The organism is Achromobacter sp. 10T422 (assembly GCF_056394065.1).
Genome location: NZ_JBFTHD010000007.1, coordinates 298,683 through 321,213, shown reverse-complemented (window position 1 = coordinate 321,213; position 22,531 = coordinate 298,683). Strand labels below are relative to the sequence as shown.

Below are 22,531 nucleotides of genomic sequence, written 5' to 3'. Positions count from 1 at the left end.
ATCCACCTATTGCGTAGCCGCATTATCCTTTTCTTGCGCGGTCGCGTCCATAGTGTCTGTCCCGGGAGCCAACCGGGTCAACAAGATGGAAATCCGCGCGCCTCCTTCCTTGCGGTTGGCAAGGTCGATACGTCCGCCATGCTCTTCCACAATCTTGCGTACGATTGCCAATCCTAACCCAGTCCCGTGGGACTTTGTGGTTACGTAGGGCTCGAACGCGCGCTGCATCACCTGCGCCGGAAAGCCCGGCCCGGTGTCGGCAACGGTAAATCTCAATGCCTGCTGATCGGCCCGGTCGGGCTGTTCGCTGCGCATTAACTGGGTCGTGACGCTGACCCGGCCCTCGCCGCCCAGCTCGGCAATCGCGTCGCGGGCATTAGACAGCAGGTTGTGTATGACCTGGCGCAACTGGGTGGGGTCGCCTTCAATTTCGGGCAGGCCCGGCTCCAGCTTCACGTCCAGGTTCAGCGCTTTGCCCACATGGCGAGACGCCGCGCCATCGGGCTCCCAGCCATATAGAGACAGCACGTCGGCCACCAGCGCGTTGAAATCAATGCGCTGCATGACGGCCGGCGGCGTGCGGGCATATTCGCGGAAATCGTCCACCATCTGCTTAAGCGACGCCACCTGATTCACGATGGTGTTCGTGGACCGCGTGACGATCTGGGCCTCGGCCGGTTGCAGCTTGCCTTCCAGCTTCATGGCCAGGCGCTCGGCCGACAGTTGGATCGGCGTCAGCGGGTTCTTGATCTCGTGCGCCAGCCGGCGCGCCACTTCGCCCCAGGCCACGGTCCGGTTGGCGGAGATCACTTCGGTGATGTCGTCGAACACCACCAGATACCCGTTGCCGCGCCCATCCACACGCAGATGGGTGCCGCGAGTCAGCAAGGTCAGCGGATGCGGCGCCGTGGGAGCGCCCCCCTGAGCGGGGCCGATTTCAAATTGCTGTTGCCAGTGCTGACGCTCGGAACCCACCGCCGCGTGCGTCGAAAACGCCTGCCGGACGATGTTGGCGAATTCGAGCATGCCGTCTACGGTTTCCAGCGGCCGGCCAATCACCGAACGCAGGTCCGCGCCCAAAATGGTCTGGGCGCCCTGGTTGACGGTGGTCACGCGGAACGACTCGTCAAACACCAGCACCCCGGAAGACAGGTTCGACAGCACGCTTTCCAGATAAACGTTCGACCGCTCCAGCTGCTGGCGATTGCTTTCGACCATCCGCCGCGCCTCATCCAGTTGCCGCGTCATGGCGTTGAACGACCGCGTCAGCTGGCCGACTTCGTCGCGTTCCGGGGGTTCCGGCAGCGGCCGGTAATCCCCCACACCCACCGCCTGCGTACCGCCCGCCAGGCTGAGCAGCGGACGCACCAGCCGCTTGGACAGCGACAACGCCACGGCGATGGCGCCGAATGCCGCCAGCAGCAGCGCCAGCGTCAGCGTAATGCCGTAGAGCTTGCGCAGGCCCAGCCGCGACAACGCAAGTTCCTGGTAATCACGGAAACCTTGTTGCACCAGATTGGCGTTGTGCGCGATTTGCTCAGGCACGGGTTGCAGCAGTTGCAGCCAGCGCGGTTCGGACGCAGCGCCCAACAGATTGTCGTAACGCTCAGGCCCGGTCAGCGGAATCACCACGCGCAGATGCAGGCCGCCCTCGACGCCGGGCGTGACGGGGTCATCGGCTTCAGCCGCCGAATAGCCGCGCGCCAGACGCAACTGGTTCATCACGGTCGACGGCGGCATCGCGGGCAGCAGCTGCCCGTACTGGCTGGTCGAAAACGCGATCATGCGGCCGCTGCCCGTGAACACCATGGCCTCTTGCACGCCATTGGCTTCACGCAAGCGCGTCAGGGCCAAGGTTATGCCGCTGTCGGTGCTGCGGTTCAGCTCCATCGCCATCGATCGGGCCCGCGCATCCAGGTCAGCCAGCAGCGAATCCAGCGCGGCGCGGCCCAGGTTCAGGCCGGCTTCCAGCGCCGTGTCCACGCGCACGTTGAACCAGGATTCGATGGATCGCGACATGAACTGCACGGAGACGGTGTAGATCAGGGCGCCCGGGACGACGCCGATCAGCGCAAAAGCCAGTGAAAAGCGCGCGGTCAGGCGCGCGCCGAATTGCCGGCGCCGGATCTGCCGGGCCAGCCGCACCGTCAGCGCCACCACCCAGACAAACAGCGCCAGGGCGAAGATGCCGTTCAACACCAGCAGCGTGTCGTAATACCGCGCAAAGCGCGAGGCATTGCCCGTGGACCATGCCAGCAAGCCCAGCAACGCCAGGCCGCTTACGGCACCCACCATCAGGGCCAGCCGAAGCAACAGCCTCATGAGGGATCTTTCTCCTTGTCGCTCAGCATGAACGAGAAGTCCATCCAGGGAGTCCCCTGCGCCCACGAGCTGCTATTCAAGGCGTTGACCTGGAACGGCCGGGGCAAGAGCGAGGTGTCCAGGCGCAAACGCAATTGGCCGCCATACAGTACCCCTTGGTCAAAATCAGCGGCATCCGCCACCGGCCAGTTGCGGATATGGCGGATGACGCTCATCGCGTCATCCAGCGAGGCCACGGGGAAAGACAGCTCGCCCACGCCCGCGCGCCATTGCCGGGTCAGGGCGTTGTAGACCACCCGCCAGGTGCGCGACGTGTCCACCAGGGACTTGTCGAACCAATACCAGCGCTCGCGCGTCATGGTGAGGTCGGCGGTGAAATAAAGCGGGACGCCGCGCTGAGCCGCGTCCCGCAACTGCTGGTTCAATTCAAATTCGATGTCCGCGTCGATCTCGAGCTTGCCGTTACGCACGGCCGGTTCAACCCGGGTGACCTTGGGCTCGGCGCCATAAACTTCGCCGCCCGGCACTAACGAAAGCAAGGCAGATACCAGCAACAACCCAAGAAATAAACGCGAAATAGTGGACATACGACACCGAAACACCGTCATGCCCCTATTCTTGGTGATTCAGGACTGCTTGGCAAACAAGGCGTAGAAAAACCCGTCATGTTGCTCGGCGGGTGTTGCATTGAGCGCAACTGGCAGCAACTGGCCCGGCGCGTCCAGCCGCTGGGCTTCCGGATGACGCTGCATGAATTCCAGCGCCTGGCGGGCGCCCTCGATCGGGAACACCGAGCACGTCACATACAGCAGCCGGCCGCCGGGCGCGACGGTTTGCCACAGCGAATCCAGAATCTTGGCTTGCAGCGTGGCGGTGCGGCGCACGTCGTTTTCACGGCGCAACCAGCGGATGTCGGGATGCCGGCGCACGATGCCCGAGGCCGTGCAGGGCACGTCCGCCAGCACCGCATCAAAGGGCTTGCCGTCCCACCAGGCGTCCAGATCGGCGGCATCGGCGGCTTGCAACTGCACACGGTTGCTAGCCAGACCGAGGCGGCCCAGGTTCTCTTCCACGCGCTCAAGGCGTTCACCGTCGGCATCCAACGCCACCAGATCAATGTCGGCCAGCTCCAGCAGATGCGCCGTTTTGCCGCCGGGCGCCGAGCAGGCGTCCAGCACCCGCATGCCGTCAGCGGGGGCCAGCAATTCGGCCGCCAACTGCGCGCCCGCATCCTGCACCGACCACCACCCTTCCGCAAAACCCGGCAACTGGGTCACAGGCTTGGGGCTGCCCAGCACCAGACCAGACTGGCCCACCGGCTCCGCCGCCAACCCTGCCGCCTGAAAAGCGGCCAGCACCTGTTCGCGGGTCGCGCGGCGGCGGTTCACACGCAGCGTCAACGGCGCCGGCACATTGGCAGATTCCAGGATCTCGCGCCATTGCTGGGGATAGGCCACGCCCAACTGCTTGACCCACCAGCCGGGATGGTTCCATTGCGCCTCGGGGCTGTCGGCCACGGCGGCCTCAAGCGCCGCACGCTCCCGCAGGAAACGGCGCAGGCAGGCATTCAGCATGCCCTTGAATGACGACAGGCTGCGAGTATTGGAGGCAGCCGTCACGGCCTGGTCCACCACCGTGTGCGCCGCATACACCGGCATACCGGGCAGCGCCGCAGCGGCTTCGCCCTCTTCTTTCAGCAAGGTCAGCGACACCAGCAACAGCGATTCAAACAGCACGCTGGGATAGCGCTGCACCAGTTCACGGCCGACGGCATCAGCCCAACCCAGATAGCGCATCGCGTGGAAAGACACGGCCTGGGTGGCCGGACGCAGGGCGGAACTGACGTCGGTCAACGCGTCCGTCAAGGAACGGCCGTCCAGCACGCCCTCGACCACCCCCGCGCTGGAAAGAAGAACGGAGGAAAGCGGGGGGGCAAGATTGGGGGAGTCGGAACGCGTGGACATGGTGGGAATTCAAAGGATAAGACCGATATGGTAGCCGCACCTGGACGAATGGCGGCCCGCGCGTCAAACTTGCCGCTGCCCCGGGAGCCCTTTATGACCACCGCCACGCTGCTGCTGTTCATCCTGGCTTCGGCCGTCGCCATCGTGACGCCGGGCCCCACCACCCTGCTAGCCATGAGCAACGGCTCGCGCCACGGCGTGCGCGCCGCCAGTTGGGGCATGGCGGGTGCGGTACTGGCGGATTTGATGTTGGTCGGCGCGGTGGCGTCCGGCCTGGGCGTGGTGCTGGCGGCGTCGGAAGTCGCCTTTCAGATTATTAAATGGGTGGGCGCGGCGTATCTGGCTTATCTGGGTTGGAAGATGCTGCGATCGGATTCGGCACTGGTCTTGCCATCATCGGCCTCGGCAGCCGACGCCCGCCCGGTCGGGTTGGCGCTGGGCATGCGCAGCTTCCTGGTGGCGCTGACCAATCCCAAGGCGCTGTTGTTTATGTCCGCGTTTCTACCGCAATTCATCAACCCGCAAGCGCCGCTGTTAATGCAATACGCCATCGTGGCGGGCGTCCTGGCGACGATCAATATATTGACGATGCTGGTTTATGCGACGCTGGGCGCGCAACTGGTGCGGGCGTTTCAGGGGTCGGGACTGCGCTGGCTGAATCGGGTTTGTGGGGGGTTGATGATTGGGCTGGCGGGGACGTTGGCGCTGTATCGGCGGGGGGCTTGAGGGGCGGGTGGGTGGCGGGGAACTGGCGGAAAGCGGATTGGATGGCGCTGGAATTTGTTCGAGGCGCTTGATTAGAGGCCGTTAAATCCTGGCAAGGAGTTAACGGGAACGCTTTTGCGACTTCCGCGGTTGCCCCTGTAAGTGCTGTTGTCAAAGCCGAAACCACCACTAGGCGATGCATGCGGCGTAGTACCGGGCGGTCTGATAGCCGGCATGGCAGGTCCACAGGCCTGTCTGCTTCATGACGGACTTGAAGTCGCTCTTAATCGTGGCCGACGCAGGCCGCCGCCCGTCTGGGCGATTACCTACTCAGATCTCCAGCGCGGAGCGCAGCATCTTCCGATGGATCAGTGCGCACGCACCTGATCGCTGCAATTTACAGCACTTCCAATACTGACATAGGGAATCGATCGCCGTTGACGACGCCTCCCCTAAAGGCAAATTTTCGAAGCTTGAAATCCCACCAGTTCGAGTTCGCGTTCGAGGATAGTCAAAGCGCAGGTGCCACGCGTCTGCAGATCTTGTTGGTGATCCACGCGTTAGCCACGTTCTTGATGTGGCTAGTCGGCAAATTGGCCGAGAGCCGAAAACTGAGGCCAGCCTATGAATCCAACAACCGGAAAGACCGGCCGACCATCTCGCTGCTTACCCTTCAGGCCATGATATATGCCGAACGGACTTTGGCCTTGACCGAAACGTTAGTCCATGGGCTCTTTCGAACACCAATGAACACTGCCGAACTCCGCCTTTTGCCCTTACAAATTATAAGAACGGAGCCTCTTAATCACATCCAACACAGTACCCACCTCCAGATATAGCTCTTTTACCCTCTCACTACCCACCTTCCAAACAAGTCTATCCCCAACACTGGTCTTTATAAAATAGAGAAAGCACGCACTATCACTCATTGCAGTGGCTGTTAAGTCAAATAAGCCATCCAACAATTCAGAGCCGTCACCCCAAAAATACTCGCTCGCAACTTTATAAAGCTCTGAACTATCGATCTGCGTATCATTAACACGCAGCTCTTCAATGGGCGCATTAGAGTAGAAAGAAATTATTGTTCTTAACTCAAATACATCCACCACACTAAAAACTCTTTCTCCATTTATATATAAGAAAAAAACCCCATTCCTCCAAGAATCATCAGATAAATTCCAATTATCGACAACATCAAACTGGAGCGAGAAATTGAATGGATCACCTACTATCATTTTAGTTTCACCCCCAACTGTTTTTGCACGTCGCTTGGTATCTCGCCCCGGCCCGCTTGCACGCGCACGCCGTCCTTGGCGGTGCCACCTGCGCCGCCGTCAAGGTGACGTCGCGTCCCGCCTGCATGTTGAGGCTGCCGGCGTCCACACGAGAGACGCCCGAGATGTATGAACTGCACGTCGCGCCGTTGTTTTGCGACGCCGATGGGGGAGTAAGCACAATGTCGCGGCCTGCCATCAGGGTGGCGTCGCCCCTCAAGTCGCCTTCGCGAAACAGCAGGTAGACCTGCAGGACCAGCACGGTCTCGGTGGTGCCGTCGGGCAGCGTGATGGACAACCGGCCGGACTAGGTGGGTGATCAGCTGGCGCGGCTGCGCTTCGGTCAGCGCCGCGCCAAGCTTGCCGCCGTTGTCCACGGCGAACTGCACGCCGTTGACGAGGAGTTGCTTGGCCGGCCCGTAACTCTCAAGCTGCGAGCCGCCTTTCGAATTCACATCAGATCTAGAACGCCCGACGGACAGTACAGGGGCGAATCCACGTCTTCGCGGCGAATTCAACAAGCGCCAGCCTCCACGTTCTGCATCATTTGCCGTACGAATCTCGTGGCTCAGCAAAGCGCAGTTCTCCAAACTTCTCGCACTGATATGAGTACTTCTCAGTGCATCGCTTCAACATCGTACGCGCGAGCTTATTCGCCATGCTAGCCGCAATTTTCTGCCCTTCTGCTGTAGGACCGCGATTCGAGAAATCGCGCAGAGATATCCGATACGTTTCTTCGGCCATGGCTCGATATTCGCCAGATACGGCGTCATACAGACGAATGATGACGCCCACGCTGGGAGGATATTGTTGATAGCCTGCGAATCCATTGGCCCTACCGACGACCACCACGTACCTCGCCCCGGCAGACGCTGCGTCCTCTTTCATCGTTGGAGGCCTGGCTGTGTGGGCCTCCACAGGGCGGGCTTTAACAGTTGCCTTGACGCCCGCGGAGTCCATAGCATTTGGGAGCTCGCTATTCAACGCCTTGCATACCGCTTCGGCGGCGTACGAGGCAGGATAGGCTGTTCTCGCACCCACAATTCCAATGCCGTCGATTTTCTCTTTGAAATCGCAGTCGGAGGTAAATATCAGAACCGGACTGATTTTCTCCTGTGGCCCCGGATTCGACATTAATGCCTTGGGTGATGAACCCATGATGAACGAGCAACCGGAAGATGCCAACAACAGGGCTACCGCGAGAGGTTTGCGTGAGCGCATATATTTGTTTCTCCCGATATTCGCCAATTTCATTAACGATCAAACCAAATGAATTTCGGAAACACCAAAGCCAGGATTACTTATCGGACCGCAGCATTCACTTGAAATTTATAGAAAATTATCTTTGCACCGATAGCCACTGTGCAAAACAGGCTGGCGCTCAATATCGATCCCAAAGCATCATCAGTTCGATCCATCTGAATCAGACTTTTCTTTTCCATTATTCGGCTTTCGCCCTTTCAACCACCCACGAGGATACGGAGAAGGTTCAAACGAGCGAATACCCAATTGATCTTCCCGGGCGGCATAGCCACCAACACCGCCAACCACAAACCCGACTATATATAACCAACCCGTCCGCCAGATGTCTAAATCGAGAAAAACCGCCCCACCGCCAACGATTACAAAAAAAGCTCGAAAGAAGGGGCGAAATTTCCATCACGGATAAATATCGCTTTTATTTTTTTTATAAATCTCATAAAAATATTAACTTGCATACCTCAATTTTAAGTAATCACCAATTACATTGGAAATCGGAGAAGCGAGGGGCGCAATATCACTACCGCCTTTGCGACGCCGATGTGGACGTCAGCGCAATGTCACGGCCGGCCGACAGCGCGACGTTGTCGCCCTTGATACGCGACACAAGGTTAGTCAGATCATCGCGCGCAGCCAGGCTGACGACGGCGCCTTGGATCAGGCCGCCGGCCTGGTTGACGATGTTGGCGGCGATCACGAAGGTGGCGTCGCGTACGCCGATGGTGCCGCTGTTGTAGATGTCGCCGTCCTATAATGAATCACAACTAGCCCTTTATTTTAGGGTGACGAAACTGCCTCGACCCACCCATCTTTGGCCCCAACGGACAATTAACAGTGTGCTCGATCGCGGCGTCACAATCAGATAGGTCTTCAACTTTGGATGCAAGGCCAAGTTTTCGGTACCGAAGGCTATCAATCCCATCTTTTTAACCACTAGGGAAAACCGCTAGCTAGCGCAATTTTCTCTCATCAGTTCAATCGCAGCCTCGAGCTTTCGGTGGCTATCAATGGAAAGACGACGTCCCTTATATATATTTAGATCCAATACTTCGACGGATACGCCTGTCAAATCATTACCTGGCCGTGGGATTTCTACAGTCGCAATACGATTTAAGTCGATCAACACCCAGTAAATATCCTCGGCCTGCTCAGGAATCCAATTTACGATCAGGGCAAACGACAGCCTAGGAAAAGCCGTTTTAAGAGCAGCCAATAGCAAAGGATTAGTGCCATCTGAAAACACCGATGTCATAGAGCTAAGTAAATCCGCTTGCACATGATCACGAGAGCTCATTTCATTACCCCTGGGAACGCTGTTACTAAATTCCCAAATCTATCAGTCATAACAGTCATTATCGAGGTCGCCCCTCCCCCACTAAATTTATCAGTACCAATAATATGTTGAACATCGACTTCGCGCACATAGCGCACACCATCAGCACTTTCTACAATTCGTGTGACCGGAGTACTCACAACAGCTTTGCTTTGCAGAAGACCACGCAATTCAGGCTCCCCAATAGAAAACTGGCTTGCATTTACTTTTCCCGACAGGTGACGTGATACCAAGTGTTCCATACCCTCGTTAGCCAAATTAATTCGGGACTGGACTCGACCAGGGACACCACCCAAGGTATTCAAAGGGCTTTTTGCACCAAGCACCTTCCCCGGCGCATTACGCGGGCCAGCCAAAACGGAAGTTGGCAGAACAGCGCCACTTTGAATAGCCGCGGCCGTTTCTGCGGATATGACGCCAATGGTTACGGCATCAGCGGGATTTGCAAACGCCCAAGAAATTAATGTTGGTGGAAGCCCCGCCAACGCCAAAGCGGCAGAAACACCGCCCGCAGTGAATGTCAAATTAGACATCAAGTTCAGGCTTTGCGCATTCCTGGTTGCCGCGTCCACCACTTTGCCTTCGGCAGGAAACTGAAGCCCGTTTTTCACGTAGAAGTCAGCGAGCATAGGCAGATTCTCTGCATACATTGCTGAATCGTTCCGCTGAAACGGAGGCGCGTAAAACATGTACCCGCCGTCGGGCAACATGCCGTGCGCCTGCTTTAAAAACGCCTGCGCTTCTGCATCCCAAGCTCCCTCTGCCCCCGTCTGCACTTGCCGATAGGCTTGGGCGGCCAATTGCTTTAACGCATCCTCCTCGGCTATCCCCTTCCTCGACGCGTAGAGCTTGGCATTCTTTTCAATCCATTCAGTCTCAGAGGGATGCAATTGGCGGTTGAACATATTCGATGCGGCTGCACCTCCTGCTCCGCTTAGGCCGCCTGCAAGTCCCCCTGCCGCACTCGCGACCACGTTCGTAATGACCTTGTAGACTTGGCTGCGAAGTTCGACAGGCAAATCTGCCACCGCCAGAGCGATCTGATCCTGCACAAGGTTGCTCGCCAAGTCCCCCGCGATCGTCCCCGCAATCGCCCCTGCGACATTCCCTCCCCCCAATGCCGCACCAATACCCGCAATAGCTGCGTGCATGGCAATCGCGCCCGCCTCGCCCTCTCCCCAAAGGTCAGGGTCATCCTTCTTCAGATCATTCAGCACGTCCCCCGCAATCTGCATCCCCAACTGGCCAAACGCCTGTTGGAACTCCAGTTGCTCGCGGACCTTATCCTTGTCGAAGATCTGTCCGATGCTGCCATTCGCGCCTGCGGTGTCCCGGCTTAGGCCCGCCGTGCTGTCGCGGCCGGTTTCCTTTTCCGAGCGCACTTCGATCGCGCCCGGCGCGATGGCGGCGTAGGTCGTGCCGGAATCGCTGCCGCTGGTATGACCAAAGCTCAATCCCGAGGGACCGATCCCATTCGCACCGCCCTTATTGGCAACGTCGAATGCGCCCGACATACCAAGGTTCACACCAGCAGTCGTGGACTTGTATGCGGCCTTGTTCTCCAAATCGGTAAAGCCGAACGTCTCCGTGGACAGCTTGTTCTTCGCCGCTTCCGCGTCGCTGGCGATCACCGCCCCATCCAGTTGCGTGTGCTTGCCGACGTAAATGTCAAAGCCGCCGGTCCCTGCATATAGGCCCGATTGCTCGATGACGCTGTCGTAGTTGGACTTGGTCTTGCCGATGCTGGCGCCGATATACGCGCTGCCGGTCATGGAGCCAAAGCTGAAGCTGCCGCCTGCATTGACCTGGCTTTGCTTGGCGTTGTAGCGGTCCGTGTCCTGCTGGCTGGCGATAGTCAGGTTGCGGCCAATGTCGGCGCGAATGCTGTCGGCGCGCGCTTGCGCGCCCATCAGTACGGTGTCCCGGCCCGAGATCAGCGTCAGGTTGTCACGGGCGCTGATCTGGGTTTCCTGGTAGGTCGTGCCGTTGCCGTGGGCGTTGCCTTTGCCCGCGTAACCGCTGGCGAAGATATTGATGCCCCCGCCGCTGCCGCTATCGGAGACGCCGATGCCAACACCGACCTTCCAGCCGCTGTTTTTGTTGGTCGAGGTTTCTGTTGAGGTCTGTGCCTGGCTCAAAAGGTAGAGATCATTCGTTGATGCCAGCAGGACGTTCTTGCCGGTGACGTCGCTTCCGACAATTGACAGGTTCCCAGACCCGGCGACTCCCTTCTCGCCCAGCGCCGCAATGGATACGTTCCCCCCCGCCATGATGGACGACTCAAACGCAGTCTCTTGCGTGCGCTTAGTCTCGCTGGCGGATTTGCTGGAACTCAGACTGATCTGGATCTGGGCGCTTGCGGCTTCCTTTTGTGCTGTGGTCGCCTCGGGGCCCTTTGCCGCGTCCATCATGCGATCAGCCTGCACCGCCTGATACGCGGCCTGCCCGACCTTGACGGCCGCCAGGCGGCCGCTCTTGGCTTCACCTGCTTGCTTGAGCGTGCCGTGAATCTGTTGCGCCGCGCCCAGCACGCCTCCGGCCATTCCGATCGTGAGACCGGATTGCTTGAGCTCGTGATACTCGTGTTGACGGGCTTCACCCACGCCAGCCACGATGGCGACGTCGCGGCCTGCGATCGAAATATCGCCGTCCTGCGCCAGCACGTTGCTGGCGAACACGCCGACATTGCGGCCCGCATCGATGACCACGTTGCCACCGACACTGCCCACGGTGCTGCTGGAATAGCCGCCGCTCTCGCCCTTCATCCAATCGGTTCGCGCTTGCTTGCTGTAGCCGATGTTGAATCCGCCGCCGCCGCCCAATCCCGATTTCGTGACTTTCTCGTACTGATAGTCTTTGTACGATTCCGCCGCAGCCTCGATCGTGAGGTCCCGATTGGCCGTCAGCATTACGTCGTGGTCACCGACCACGTTGGAACCCTGCACGGTCAAGTCGCGTGCGGCCATGAGCGCAACGGTATCGCCCATGAAGTTGGAGCCCTTGGCGTCGGTCCAATCACTGGCCGTTTTGGTATGCGTGGTCTTCGACGACAGGAAACCACGGGTTTTGTAGTGCGTTTCGTCGTAAGCCGAACCGCCCTGCACACCGGCCGTCAGGTTGATATCGCGGCCCGCCGCGACGCCCAACTGTTTTCCGGCCGTAACATCAGCCACTCGCGCGTTGACGTCCTGCCCCGCGATCAACGTGACGTTGCCGCCCGCATCGATGCTCGAACCGATTTCCTTGCTGGTGGCGAGGTCATGCCGATTCTTCCTGTTCAGAACCAGCGATTCGCCATGACTCTCCTCCAGCGTGGCCAGATTGATATCCCGGCCCGCTTGCACCCGCACGCCGTCCTTGGCGGCCACCTGCGCCGCCGTCAAGGTGACGTCGCGTCCTGCCTGCATGCTGAGGTTGCCGGCGTCCACACGAGAGACGCCCGAGATGTGTGAACCCCACGTCGCGCTGTGATTCTCCGACGCTGATGTGGAGGTCAGCGCGATATCGCGCCCCGCCTTCAGTGCGACGGAATTTCCCTTGATCAGCGACACCAGGTTGGTCAGGTCGGTGCGCGCGGAAAGATCCACGGTGGCGCCCTGGACCAGGCCGCCTGCCTGGTTGACGATGTTCGATGCGCTCATGACGGTGGCATGGCGCGCGCCGATCGTGCCGCTGTTGTTGATATCACCGTCCGCCGCCAGCTTGACGTCGCGTCCGGCCATCAGCGTGCCGTCGCCTTTCAAGTCGTCTTTTCGCACGACCAGGTAGACCTTGGGCACCAATGCGGTTTCTGTGCTGCCATCAGGCAGGGTGACCGTTTCGGCCACCAGCCACACCAGATCGCTGGTTAGCTGGCGTTGTTGGGCTTCAGTCAGCGCAACACCCACCTTGACGTTGTGGTCGCGGGCGAATTTGGCGCCTTCGGCCATCAAGGCCTTGTACTGGCTGTCGTTGTCGCTGAAGCGGCCCAGGAAGCGCTGACCGGTCGTGGCGAGTATTTGATCGGATACGAGCTTTTGCTCGTAGAATCCGTCACCCAGTCGCTTGGGTTGACCCGAAGGCGTCAGGAACTTGGCGCCGGGCGGAACCAGAGCGTCCCAGCCCGCCAGCCGCGCGCCAGACAGCGTCTTGGCGTCTTGCACGGGGTTGCCTGTTACGGTGCTGCCGTTGGCCAGCACCGTGTTACCGGCCGCGGACGCCGTCGGGGCGTCAAGACGCTGCACGTCTACGCTCGAACCAGCGCCTACTGCGGGGCCTGCCGGCCCCTGCGACGTGACGGCGCCCTTGCCGATGGTGGCCTGGACGTGGCTGGGATCGGAAGGCTTGTCAGCGTGCTGACCGGCAAGCCCGGCACCTGCCCCTGCGCTGCCCGCTACCGTGGTTCCCGGCAGCGCGTCCGGCTGGCGCAGCAGGTCGAACAGATAGTCGCTGGACACGGTGGGGCGTTGGCCGATGAAGCGCGAATCGGTGGCGACGATGTAAGGCGCGTCGGGGCGCTTGTCCACTGCAAACAGCTGGTTGTCGGGGATGCTGGCCGGGTTCGAAACGGTGCGCACCACCGTTCCACCGGGCAGATCCAGGCTGGCGACCAGTACGGGTCCCGGCTTACCGACGCCCGTGGCGCCGGGCGCCGATCCGTCAAGCGTGACGCTGGTGTATCCGCCCGAGGTTCCCACAGGAAGTTCAATGGCCTGCCCCGCCAGAGTGGCGGTGTACGGGCTGGAGTATTCCTTGCGGTCCTTGGAGCGCGCCTGCGAAACCGTGGCCGTGCCTTGGCGCGTCACGGTGCGCTGTCCGCCCGCGCCGATGTTGTTGATGGCCGGGCCCGCTACATGCAGCGCCCCGCCCGCTGCGATCTGGCTCTTGTCGTTGGTGACCGAGCCGGCCAACGTCATTGCGCCGCCGGACAGGATCTTGCCCGGGTCCGAGGACAGCGTGCGCGTCTCGGTGACCGTTTCGTTGACCTGGTAATAGGTCAGCGTGCCAACCAGCCGGTTGTTGAAATCGGCGTTGAATGCGCGGATGCGCGCGTCCAGCGCTTTGTATGGCTCCGTGTAAGCGGCATAGGCCGCTTCAAAGGCTTTGCGGCGCGCGGCTTCCGCAAGGCATGCGGGGCTGTTGGTAAAGCAGGGAGCTTCCGGGGGAACCCACACAGGCAAAGAGCCCGTCGGCGGCGTGACGCCGAACACCGACCAGATGCGCGCGTCGGTGCCATAGCCGAACCATTCGGGCACGTCCCAGCATCCGCCTCCGGCGTCGCCGCCACTGCAAGCGACGTCGGCCGGGGTAAAGGCCAGTGCAATCGGCGCGCTGACACCCGCCTGGCGCCTTCCGCCGGGTGTGTAGTCGAACGGCGGGCCGTAGCGCGCCGCCGGGTACTTGTCGGACGGCAGCAGGAACATGCGTTCGGGATCGTCGTCCAGCCAAGCCGGGTCCTTGCTGCACTGGGGCGTGACCTCGTCACACAACCAGTGCGTCTCGGCGTCGTACATGTCGGTACTGCCGGCCGGTGTGAAGTACACCTTTGACTGCGACGCAACCTGCACGGTCTGGCTGGTGTATCCCGCGTTCTGGTTCAACAGCGACGCCGCCGAAATGCGGGCATCGCCCGCCGCTTCGATGGTGGAACCCGTGTTCAACAGCGATCCCGCCTGGCCTGCCGCGTTGCCGCCGGCATCCAGCGCGCCGCCGATGGCAAGATCCGTACCGGCATAGATCAGCGCGTGCTCGCGATTCACGAGCGTTGCGGCGCCCAGGTCCATGGCGCCTCGGGACGCGATGACGGCGCCGCCGCCCACGCCTGCACTGTTGACGAGTGTTTGGGTCTGAATCGCGACCTTGTCGCCGTAGATGCGGGCAAGGTTATCCACGCGGCCGGCGTTGATGTGCGTGGCGGCGCCATCGATCAGCCCTGCATTGGTCAAGTCCTGCGCGACGTTGAGCGTATTGGCGCCTCCGGCCAGAAGCTGACCGCTGGCCTGGTTGACCAGCGAGTCCGCCTTGATGCTCAAGTCACGCCCGGCGCTGAGGGTGGCGCTGTTGTGCAGCGCGCCGCCCAAGGACAAGTTTATGTCGCGGCCACTGGAGAGGTCGCCCGTCTGATTCAACGCGCCCGCATATTGAAAGGTAAGATCGCCCGCCGATTGCAGTGTGCCCAGGCCGTGCAAGACCTGCGCGATGACGGTCAGGCTGTTGCCCGCCAGCAGCTTGCCTTGGCCGTTTTTCAACGCGTCGGCCACGATGCGGGCGTTGCCCTGCGCGGCCACCTCGCCTCCCTGGTTATCCAGTTCCCGCGTGGTCAGGGTCAGGTCCTCGCCTGCCTGGATCGAGCCGCCTTGGTTGTCGACGCGGTCCGCCACAATGGCAATCACCTTGCCCAGCACACCCTTCGGCGTTGCACGATCCGCTGTCAGCGTGGCGCGGTTGTCGAGCGCGCCATCCGCCTTGAGCACCAAATTGCCACCAGCCAGCGTGCCCGCGCGGTTGACGACCGTGGCGGCGGCGATGTTCAAGTCGCCCGCCGCAGCGATGAGCCCGTCGGTGTTGTCGAGCTTGCCACCCAACGTCAGGGTCGCGGCGCCGGTCGAGGTCAGTTTGCCTGCCTGGTTGTGTAGATTGTCGGCAGTGATATCCAGGCCGCCGCCTTGCACGACGGCATTGCGCGTGTCGATATCGCCCGGCGTGGCAAGCGTGACGTTGCCCAATGCGGACAGCGTGCCGTGCGCAAGATCCAGGCGGCCTGCGGTAAGCGTCAGGTCTTTGCCAGCAAGACTGGTGCCGTGATGGATGAGGTCGCCCGCCGTCAGCGTCAGGCTGCCGGGCTGGTTAAGGACGCCGTCGCCGTCCATGCCGGCCACGAAACGGCCGGCGTTGGTCAGCACGCCCGGCGTGGTGACGAGCACGTCACCCCCCGCCAGGACCGAACCCTGATTCAACAATGCTGCGCCCGCGTTCAGGCGAGCGTCTTGCTGTGCGGACGCAACGCCCGCGTTGGCCAACGTACCGCCGGCCACCAATTCCAGTGCGCCGGCCGCTTGAAGGCGGCCGTCTGCGGCAACCGCCAGGTTGCCCGCCGCGCGCGCGTTCAGATCGCCCGCCTGGGTTGCGGCGATGCCGCCCAGCGCGGCATCCGTGCCCGCTTGCAGGCGCATGCCCTGGCCCGCAGCGAGCGAACCTTGCGTGCGCAACGCAGCGCCGGCATCGGCCGACAACGCGCCGCTGGACTGTACGGTCGATGCCGCGCCGAATACCAGATCGCCTTGCCGCGAAGTCAGCGTCAGGTCACCATTCAGCGCGGCAACCGTGCCGTCTACCGTCAAGTGGTCACCCGCGATCAGGGTTTGCGTATGTCCGGCCAACATGCGGCCGGCGGCAAACATGGCGCGTTGCGCGGTGGCGGCCAGTGCGCCGCCTGCTTGCGCAAGACCCGACGCGGCGACGGTTACGTCACGTCCGGTCAGTGTCAGGTTCGCATCGGAAGCCGCGGTGCCGTCCACTCGCACATCGCGCGCGGCGGCCAACGCCATGTCCGCTACCGAACTCAATACGCCCAGGGCGCTCAGGTCTTGACCTGCACGTGCGCTCAGCGCCCCAGCGGCCTGGACCTGTCCGCCTTGCTTCACGACCACGTCATGCTGTGCAGAGATCAGCGCATCGCCTGCCGCGCGCTCGCCCAACGCCGCCACGACGCCGCCCAATCGGGCGCTACCGCCCGCAGCCAGCGTGAGGCCGCCGCCAGCGGCAATGACGCCGTCGGTATCCAGATCGGCGCCCGCGCTTGCGGCAAGGCCGTCGGAAGCTTGCATTCTGCCGGCCGCCCCCACTTGCAGCTTGGCGCCGGCGTCTGCTTGCAGCGCGCCCGCCAGGGCGGTCGCGATGCCGTCAATGTGGATGTTGCGGCCCGCCTTCAATGCGACGGGGGAACCTGCGGTAACCGTGCCCGTGTCTGTAATGACCAGATCGCCACCGGCCTGCGCGCGCAGCGTGCCACCCATGGCGTCCCGGGTGACCGCGCCGTTTGCAGTGCCTGCTGTGCCAGCGATACGCAAGTCTTGGCCCGCAGCCATCAGCAACTTGCGGCTGCCTTGCGCCAGGGCCTTGCCGGCTACCGTCAGATTTCCGGCGGCATCGATTTCAAGAGTTCCGTTGGCGACCGTCTTGCCCTGCAATTCAGCGTCCGTACCCGCAGTCAGGGCGATGTCGGTTTCGCTGGAAACGGTACCCGCTGCAAGCAGCTTCCCGTCGGCCTTGGCAATCAGTTTTCCGCTCGCTTGCAGTTCACTTGCGCCGCCCAGCGTCATGTTGCCGCCGCTGCTGACAGACAGCGTGCCCGTATCGGCCAGCACAGTGCCGTCCACCGTCAAATCGTGCTGCGTGCGCAACTGCGCCGACTGTCCGGCGACAAGCGCGCCGGACAACGCCGCGCTATCTGCGTGGATCGCTACGGCTCCATCCGCCTGCACCCGCGAGCCCGCCAAGGCAGTCAGGCCGGCGCCGGCCTTTGCACTGATCGAGCCCGTCGCCAGATTCTGGCCTGCCAGCGTGATGTTGGACGCCGCATCCAGAACCAGATCGGTCAGTGATGACATCGTGCCAGCCGCCATGAGCGAAGCGTCCGCGCGCGCCAGCAAAGCGCCGCCCGCCAGCGCTCGGCTGTCAGACGACAGCACCATCTCTTGTCCGGCGATCAACTGCAATGAACCCTTCGCCGACGCCGCCGTGCCCGTCAGCGCCATTGCGCCGCCGCTCTGTATCAACGCGCCTTGATCGCCGCGAACGGCGCCTGCGATTGCCGCCGCGCCCGTCGCCTGGATTCGCGCGCTCTCGGAGGCTTCCAACTGCCCCAGCGTGCCGACGCGCACGTCGTTCTTTGCAGCCATATTCAGCGAGCCATCCACGCCCACCTTGCCGTCGACCCCGACATCCCGGCCGGCCCGCAATTGCGCATCGCCCTTGGACACCAGCACACCATTGGCGGCAATGTCGCGGCCCGACTGCGCGTGAATGCCCTGCCCTTGCAGCTGGCTGCCCGAGCCCAGCAGCAGATCATCGCCACTCTTCAACGCCAGCGTGCCGCCGTAGGCCAGCGCATTGCCCTCTACGCGCAGATCGCGCGCGGCCGACAGCGCCATGCCGCCTTCGGACAACGCGGTCCCGGCGATGTTCAGATCTTGACCCGCTTGCAGCGCCAGTGCGCTATCGGACTGAAGGTGTGATCCGCCCGCCGCGGTCAACGCATGGCCCGCCCGCACGTCCAGCGCGCCACCCGCGTAAAGCTGATTGCTGATGCTTGCGTTGCGCGCAGCCTGCAAGGTCAACGCCTTCAATGAGCTGACCTTGCCCGCCACATGAAGGTTGCCGTCGGTCTTTGCACGCGCGGGCCCTGCCGCCGCAATGCGCGCCAAGGCGCCAACCGACAGGTCGCGCCCCGCACTCAGGTCCAGGCCGCCAATGCTGGCAGCCATTTCGCCATCCACCGTCAGTGCGCCGATGGCGGCCACGTTGATGTCGCCGTTGCCCCGCCATGCGCCAGATAGCGTTATATCGTTGCCCGCTGTCGCGCGCGACGCGCCCTCGGTTTCCCATTGCGCCGCCCGGCCCATGTCCAGATCGCGCTTGGCGACAAGCGACACGTCGCCACTGGCCGACGCAGCGCTGTCCACATGCGCATCGTGGCCCGCAGCCAATTCGATCGCACCGCGCGACCCCATCGTGCCTGCCGCGTACAGATCGCTGCCCGCCTGCGCCGATATGCCCTGGCCCTGAGTCTGGCTGGACTCGCCCAGTTGCAGCGCCTTGCCCGCGTTCAGGGTCAGCGCGCCCGCGTAGGCTCGCGCCGCGCCATCAATGTGCAGATCGTTACCCGCGTCCAGGGTGATGCCCGCGTTGGCCAGCGCTTCGCCCGCCATGGCCAGATTCTGGCCGGCACGCACGTTCATGGCCCCTTCCGATTGCAGGCGCGCATGGGCACCTGCCGCGACCATGCCGGTCGCTTGAAGCAGCAGATTTCCGCCCGCCAGCAGTGTGCCGTCGATGGTGGCGTCACGTGCCGCCTGCGCCGTCAGCGCTGCCAACGACGACACCGTGCCCGCCGCATTCAGCGCGCCCCCGGCAAGCAAGGCCACTGGCCCTGCCGCATTGACGCGGCCGCTTGTGCCAATGGACAGGTCATTGCCCGACGCCAGGGTCACTGCGCCCTGCGCCGCATCCACCGTGCCGGTGAGATCCAGCTTGCCCAGCGCGTTCACTTGCGTGCCCAGGTTGCTGCGCAGGCTACCCGCCAGCCCAACATCGCCACCGCCTGCCAAGGCCGCGCTGCCGGTGGCTTCGAATGCACCGGTGACGTGGGCCGCACCCGCCGCCCGCAACGTCAGATCACCATCGGCGCCAAGCTTGCCGCCGAGCATTGCTCGATTGCCCGCCGTCAGCACCGCCGGGCCCACGGCGGATACGTCGCCGTTTGTGTAAAGGTCGCGCGCAGCGGCCACCGTAACGCCTACGCCCTGAGCTTGGCTGCTTTCACCCAAACGCAGATCATTGCCGCTATTCAAGTCAAGCGAGCCACCGTACGCCTGCGCCGCGCCGTCCAAGTTCAGGTCGCGCACCGCGTCGATCGCAATCGCGCCGTCGCTGGTAGCCGTGCCCGACATATCCGCATTCCGGCCCGCGTTCAAGGCCATGTTCGTGGCCGATTGCAGCTGTGCGGCGGCGCGGACGCTCACGTCCTGGCCCGCGCGTAACGACAGCGTGTCGCCGGATAGCAGTTGCCCGCCCACGGCGATGTCGCGCACCGCCGCCAGTGTTTGCGCGCCCTTGCTGGACAGCGCACCATCCATCCTCAGGACGCCGCCGCTTTCGCCACGCAATGTGGCGCCCGCCACGGCCTTGCCCTGCTTGCCGACCAACAGGTCACCGCCCGCCAGCATCTCCAGCCCGCCTTGTGCGGCAGACGTTTCGCCATCCAGACGCAACGCGCCCTTGGCTTCAACGCGATTGCCGTCATTGCTGCGCAGCGCGCCAGCGATCAGGATGTTTTGCCCCGCCTTGACGACCGCGCTGCGTTCAGCGTCGATGCTTGCGCCCTGGCTGACCGTGACATTGCCCGCGCCTTGCAGGTTCAGTTTGCCCGTGGCCTGCGCCTGACCGCCGACCCGCGCGTCCCCGCCCGCCGTCAATGCCATGTCGCCGCGCGCACCCACCGAGCCATCGGCGATAAGATCGCCGCCCGCTCGCACGGATACGCCGTCGCCTTGCGCACGGCTGGTCTTGCCCAGCTGCACTGCATTGCCCGCGTTCATCGAGAGCGCGCCGGAGTAAGCGCGCGCCGCACCATCGATGCGCAAGTCGCGCCCGGCATCCAACTTCAGGCCCGCATTGGTTTCCGCTTCGCCCGCCAAGGACAAGTCCTGACCGGCAAGCAGCGTCATCGCCCCTTCGGATTGCAGCCGTGCATTCGCGCCTGCCGCCATCTGGCCCGCAGCCTGAAGCTGCAACGAGCCGCCTGCCAACAGCTTGCCGTCGACCTTGGCGTCATGCGCGGCCTGCGCCGTCAGCGCCGCCATGGATGACACCGTGCCGGCCGCATTCAAGGCGCCCTTGGAATGCAATGTGACCGGACCGCTGGCCTGTACGCTGCCGCTGCCGCCAATGGACAGGTCACCGCCCGACGTCAGCGTCAGTGCGCCTTGCGCGGCGCCGGCCGCGCCGGTGATACCCATCGTGCCAGCCGCCCGCGCGGCCACGCCTTGATTGCCGCTCAGCGCGCCCGTCAGCAGAGCATTGCCGCCCGCCTTCAGGTCGACGGTTCCCTCGGACACCATTTCACCGCCCGTGCGGACATCGCCGCCGGCGTCCACCACGATGCGTTTGCCCTGCGCGCGGCTGGCCTGGCCAAGCCGCAGATCGTTTCCACTCTTAAGGTCAAGGCCTGCGCCGTAGGCCAGCGCGCTGCCTTCCATGCGCAGATTTCGCGCCGCGTCGATCGACAGTGCGCCATCCGTCAAGGCCGTGCCCGCCAGATTGGCGTCTGCGCCCGCGCGCATCGTCATGCCGTTTGCCGACTGTGCCTGCGCGCCCGCTTCGGAAACCATGTTGGCGCCTGCCTGGGCCAACAACGTGCCAGACGTGTATACCTGTCGCGGCAGTACCAGGTCGCGCCCGGCTTGCAGCGAGACGCCTGCCTTGGCGGAAACGACGCCGGGAGTTTCCGACGCCCCGCTTGCCTGCTTGCCGGATGCCGCAATGCTGGCCGATGCGCCCTTTCCAGGCTTGTCCGCATCCCCGTTGCCGCCGTTGTCGTTGCCGGTACCGCCGTTGCCGGGGTTATTGCCGTTGCTGTTGCTGTTGCTGTTGCCGCTGCTATTGCCGCTGCCATTCGCCACGCCCGCGTCGGGCTGAACTGCGGGAACCTGCGCGCCAGTCATCCTCAGATTGCGTGAGGCCACCGCGCGGATGTTCTGATCCGCCGTCAGCAAGTGACCCGACAGCACCAGATCCCTGGCGGCGACCACGCTCAATGCATCCTGCGTCCGCAAACTGCCTTGCGCGCCGACRATCACATTCTTGCCCGCCTGCACGCTTAACGGTCCGCCAGCCCCGACCGCGCCCGAGATGGTTGCATCGCGGCGCGCGGTCAACGTGGCCGCGCCCGCGGCCTGCGCGATTCCCTGCACGGCAAGGTCCCGGCCGCTGTCGACCTGAAGCGCGCCCGCCGCCTGTACGGTGCCACTGGACGCAATGCGCACGTCTCCCGCCGCGTTGACGTGCAGGTCGCCCGTCAGCGCCACCAAGTTGCCGCCAATGTTCACGCCTACGCCGGCCTCGGTGCCGATCAGCCGGATGCTGTTGGCGTACATGCCGCCCAGCGCGGCCGTGTCCAGCGCCACCTCGGGCGTGACGCCTTGCCCGGCTCGTGCGGACACAACGCCCGTTTCGTAATCGACCCGCGCAGCGCCGGCCGTGACGTTGAGCCTGTCGGCCCACACGCCTGCGTTGATTTCCAACGTGCGGGCCAGCAAATCCACCTGGCCAAGGTTCGCGCCGTTCAGCCCGGCGCCATCGACGCGGATGTTGCCCGATGCAATGTCAAAGCCGATACGTCCATCCGTACCGATCTGCGGCCGCCCGGTCGTCAATGTGGCGCGGTCGGCGTTCAAGAAGCCGCAGCCGTTGCAGGTGATACCGGCGGGGTTGGCGACGATGACGTTGGCGCGGTTGCCGGCCACTTCCAACGTGCCCAGCAATTGCGAGGGGTTCGGCGCGGTGACCTGGTTCAGGATGGTGGTTGCGCGCTGGTTGCCCAGCATGGTGTTGCCTGCCACCTGCCCCGCCAGCTCCGTCTGGCTGGCGCCGCCGCTGTTGTTGAGCACCGCGCCGGACGGGCCCACGTTGAACTGTGTGTAGCGGTTGTTCGACACGCCACCGGCGCTGGGCGGCGCGATGTTGATCACCGGCACCCCATTGGTCACGCCCACGGCAGGCTTGGCGCCCGCCACGCTTCGGTCGACCGTGATCGGCAGGGTCTGCGCCAGCACTGGCGACCAGACCTGCAAGAAAACGACGGACCAGACAATCATCGAACGAAGCTTGGACATCATGCGAACCCGGGTAACGTAAGGGTCGACATCGGCGTAAGCCGTCGCGCCCCGGGCACAAGCCCCGGGCGATGTCGACCA

General features: G+C 63.0%; 10 protein-coding genes. 1 reads left to right on the top strand and 9 read right to left on the bottom strand.

Annotated features, from left to right (window positions below):
- Positions 1 to 6: 6 nt before the first annotated feature.
- Genes AC1DB0_RS20620 through rsmB form a run of 3 tightly spaced genes read right to left on the bottom strand, consistent with a single transcriptional unit; the run spans position 7 to position 4,286 of the window.
- On the bottom strand, positions 7 to 2,322 hold the full coding sequence (locus tag AC1DB0_RS20620; RefSeq protein WP_476757532.1) for a sensor histidine kinase: 2,316 nt from the start codon (positions 2,320 to 2,322) through the stop codon (positions 7 to 9).
- Positions 2,319 to 2,909, bottom strand: a complete 591-nt coding sequence (locus AC1DB0_RS20615) for a DUF4390 domain-containing protein (RefSeq protein ID WP_156336368.1) — start codon at positions 2,907 to 2,909, stop codon at positions 2,319 to 2,321. The genes AC1DB0_RS20620 and AC1DB0_RS20615 overlap by 4 nt, the downstream gene beginning before the upstream one ends.
- A gap of 39 nt (positions 2,910 to 2,948) precedes the next feature.
- On the bottom strand, positions 2,949 to 4,286 hold the full coding sequence (gene rsmB / locus AC1DB0_RS20610) for a 16S rRNA (cytosine(967)-C(5))-methyltransferase RsmB (protein WP_427949240.1): 1,338 nt from the start codon (positions 4,284 to 4,286) through the stop codon (positions 2,949 to 2,951).
- 93 nt (positions 4,287 to 4,379) lie between these two features.
- Between rsmB and AC1DB0_RS20605 the strand changes: the two genes are divergently transcribed.
- The gene (locus AC1DB0_RS20605) at positions 4,380 to 5,012 is read left to right on the top strand and encodes a LysE family translocator (protein WP_175171746.1); all 633 of its coding nucleotides are present in this window, start codon (positions 4,380 to 4,382) and stop codon (positions 5,010 to 5,012) included.
- Between the two features lie 755 nt (positions 5,013 to 5,767).
- Here the strand turns inward: AC1DB0_RS20605 and AC1DB0_RS20600 are convergent.
- The 6 genes from AC1DB0_RS20600 to AC1DB0_RS20575 form a co-directional block, all read right to left on the bottom strand.
- On the bottom strand, positions 5,768 to 6,226 hold the full coding sequence (locus AC1DB0_RS20600; protein WP_346553462.1) for an immunity 42 family protein: 459 nt from the start codon (positions 6,224 to 6,226) through the stop codon (positions 5,768 to 5,770).
- 7 nt (positions 6,227 to 6,233) lie between these two features.
- A complete protein-coding gene (locus AC1DB0_RS20595) occupies positions 6,234 to 6,563 on the bottom strand; it encodes a hypothetical protein (RefSeq protein WP_346553461.1) in 330 nt (109 codons plus the stop codon).
- 245 nt (positions 6,564 to 6,808) lie between these two features.
- The gene (locus tag AC1DB0_RS20590; protein WP_476757531.1) at positions 6,809 to 7,519 is read right to left on the bottom strand and encodes a hypothetical protein; all 711 of its coding nucleotides are present in this window, start codon (positions 7,517 to 7,519) and stop codon (positions 6,809 to 6,811) included.
- A 526-nt stretch (positions 7,520 to 8,045) separates the two neighbouring features.
- Positions 8,046 to 8,222, bottom strand: a complete 177-nt coding sequence (locus AC1DB0_RS20585) for a hemagglutinin repeat-containing protein (RefSeq protein WP_476757530.1) — start codon at positions 8,220 to 8,222, stop codon at positions 8,046 to 8,048.
- Between the two features lie 249 nt (positions 8,223 to 8,471).
- The gene (locus AC1DB0_RS20580) at positions 8,472 to 8,819 is read right to left on the bottom strand and encodes a hypothetical protein (protein WP_476757529.1); all 348 of its coding nucleotides are present in this window, start codon (positions 8,817 to 8,819) and stop codon (positions 8,472 to 8,474) included.
- Positions 8,816 to 22,453 (bottom strand): two-partner secretion domain-containing protein, encoded by a 13,638-nt coding sequence (locus tag AC1DB0_RS20575; RefSeq protein ID WP_476757528.1) that lies wholly within the window; start codon positions 22,451 to 22,453, stop codon positions 8,816 to 8,818. The genes AC1DB0_RS20580 and AC1DB0_RS20575 overlap by 4 nt, the downstream gene beginning before the upstream one ends.
- Positions 22,454 to 22,531: the final 78 nt, after the last annotated feature.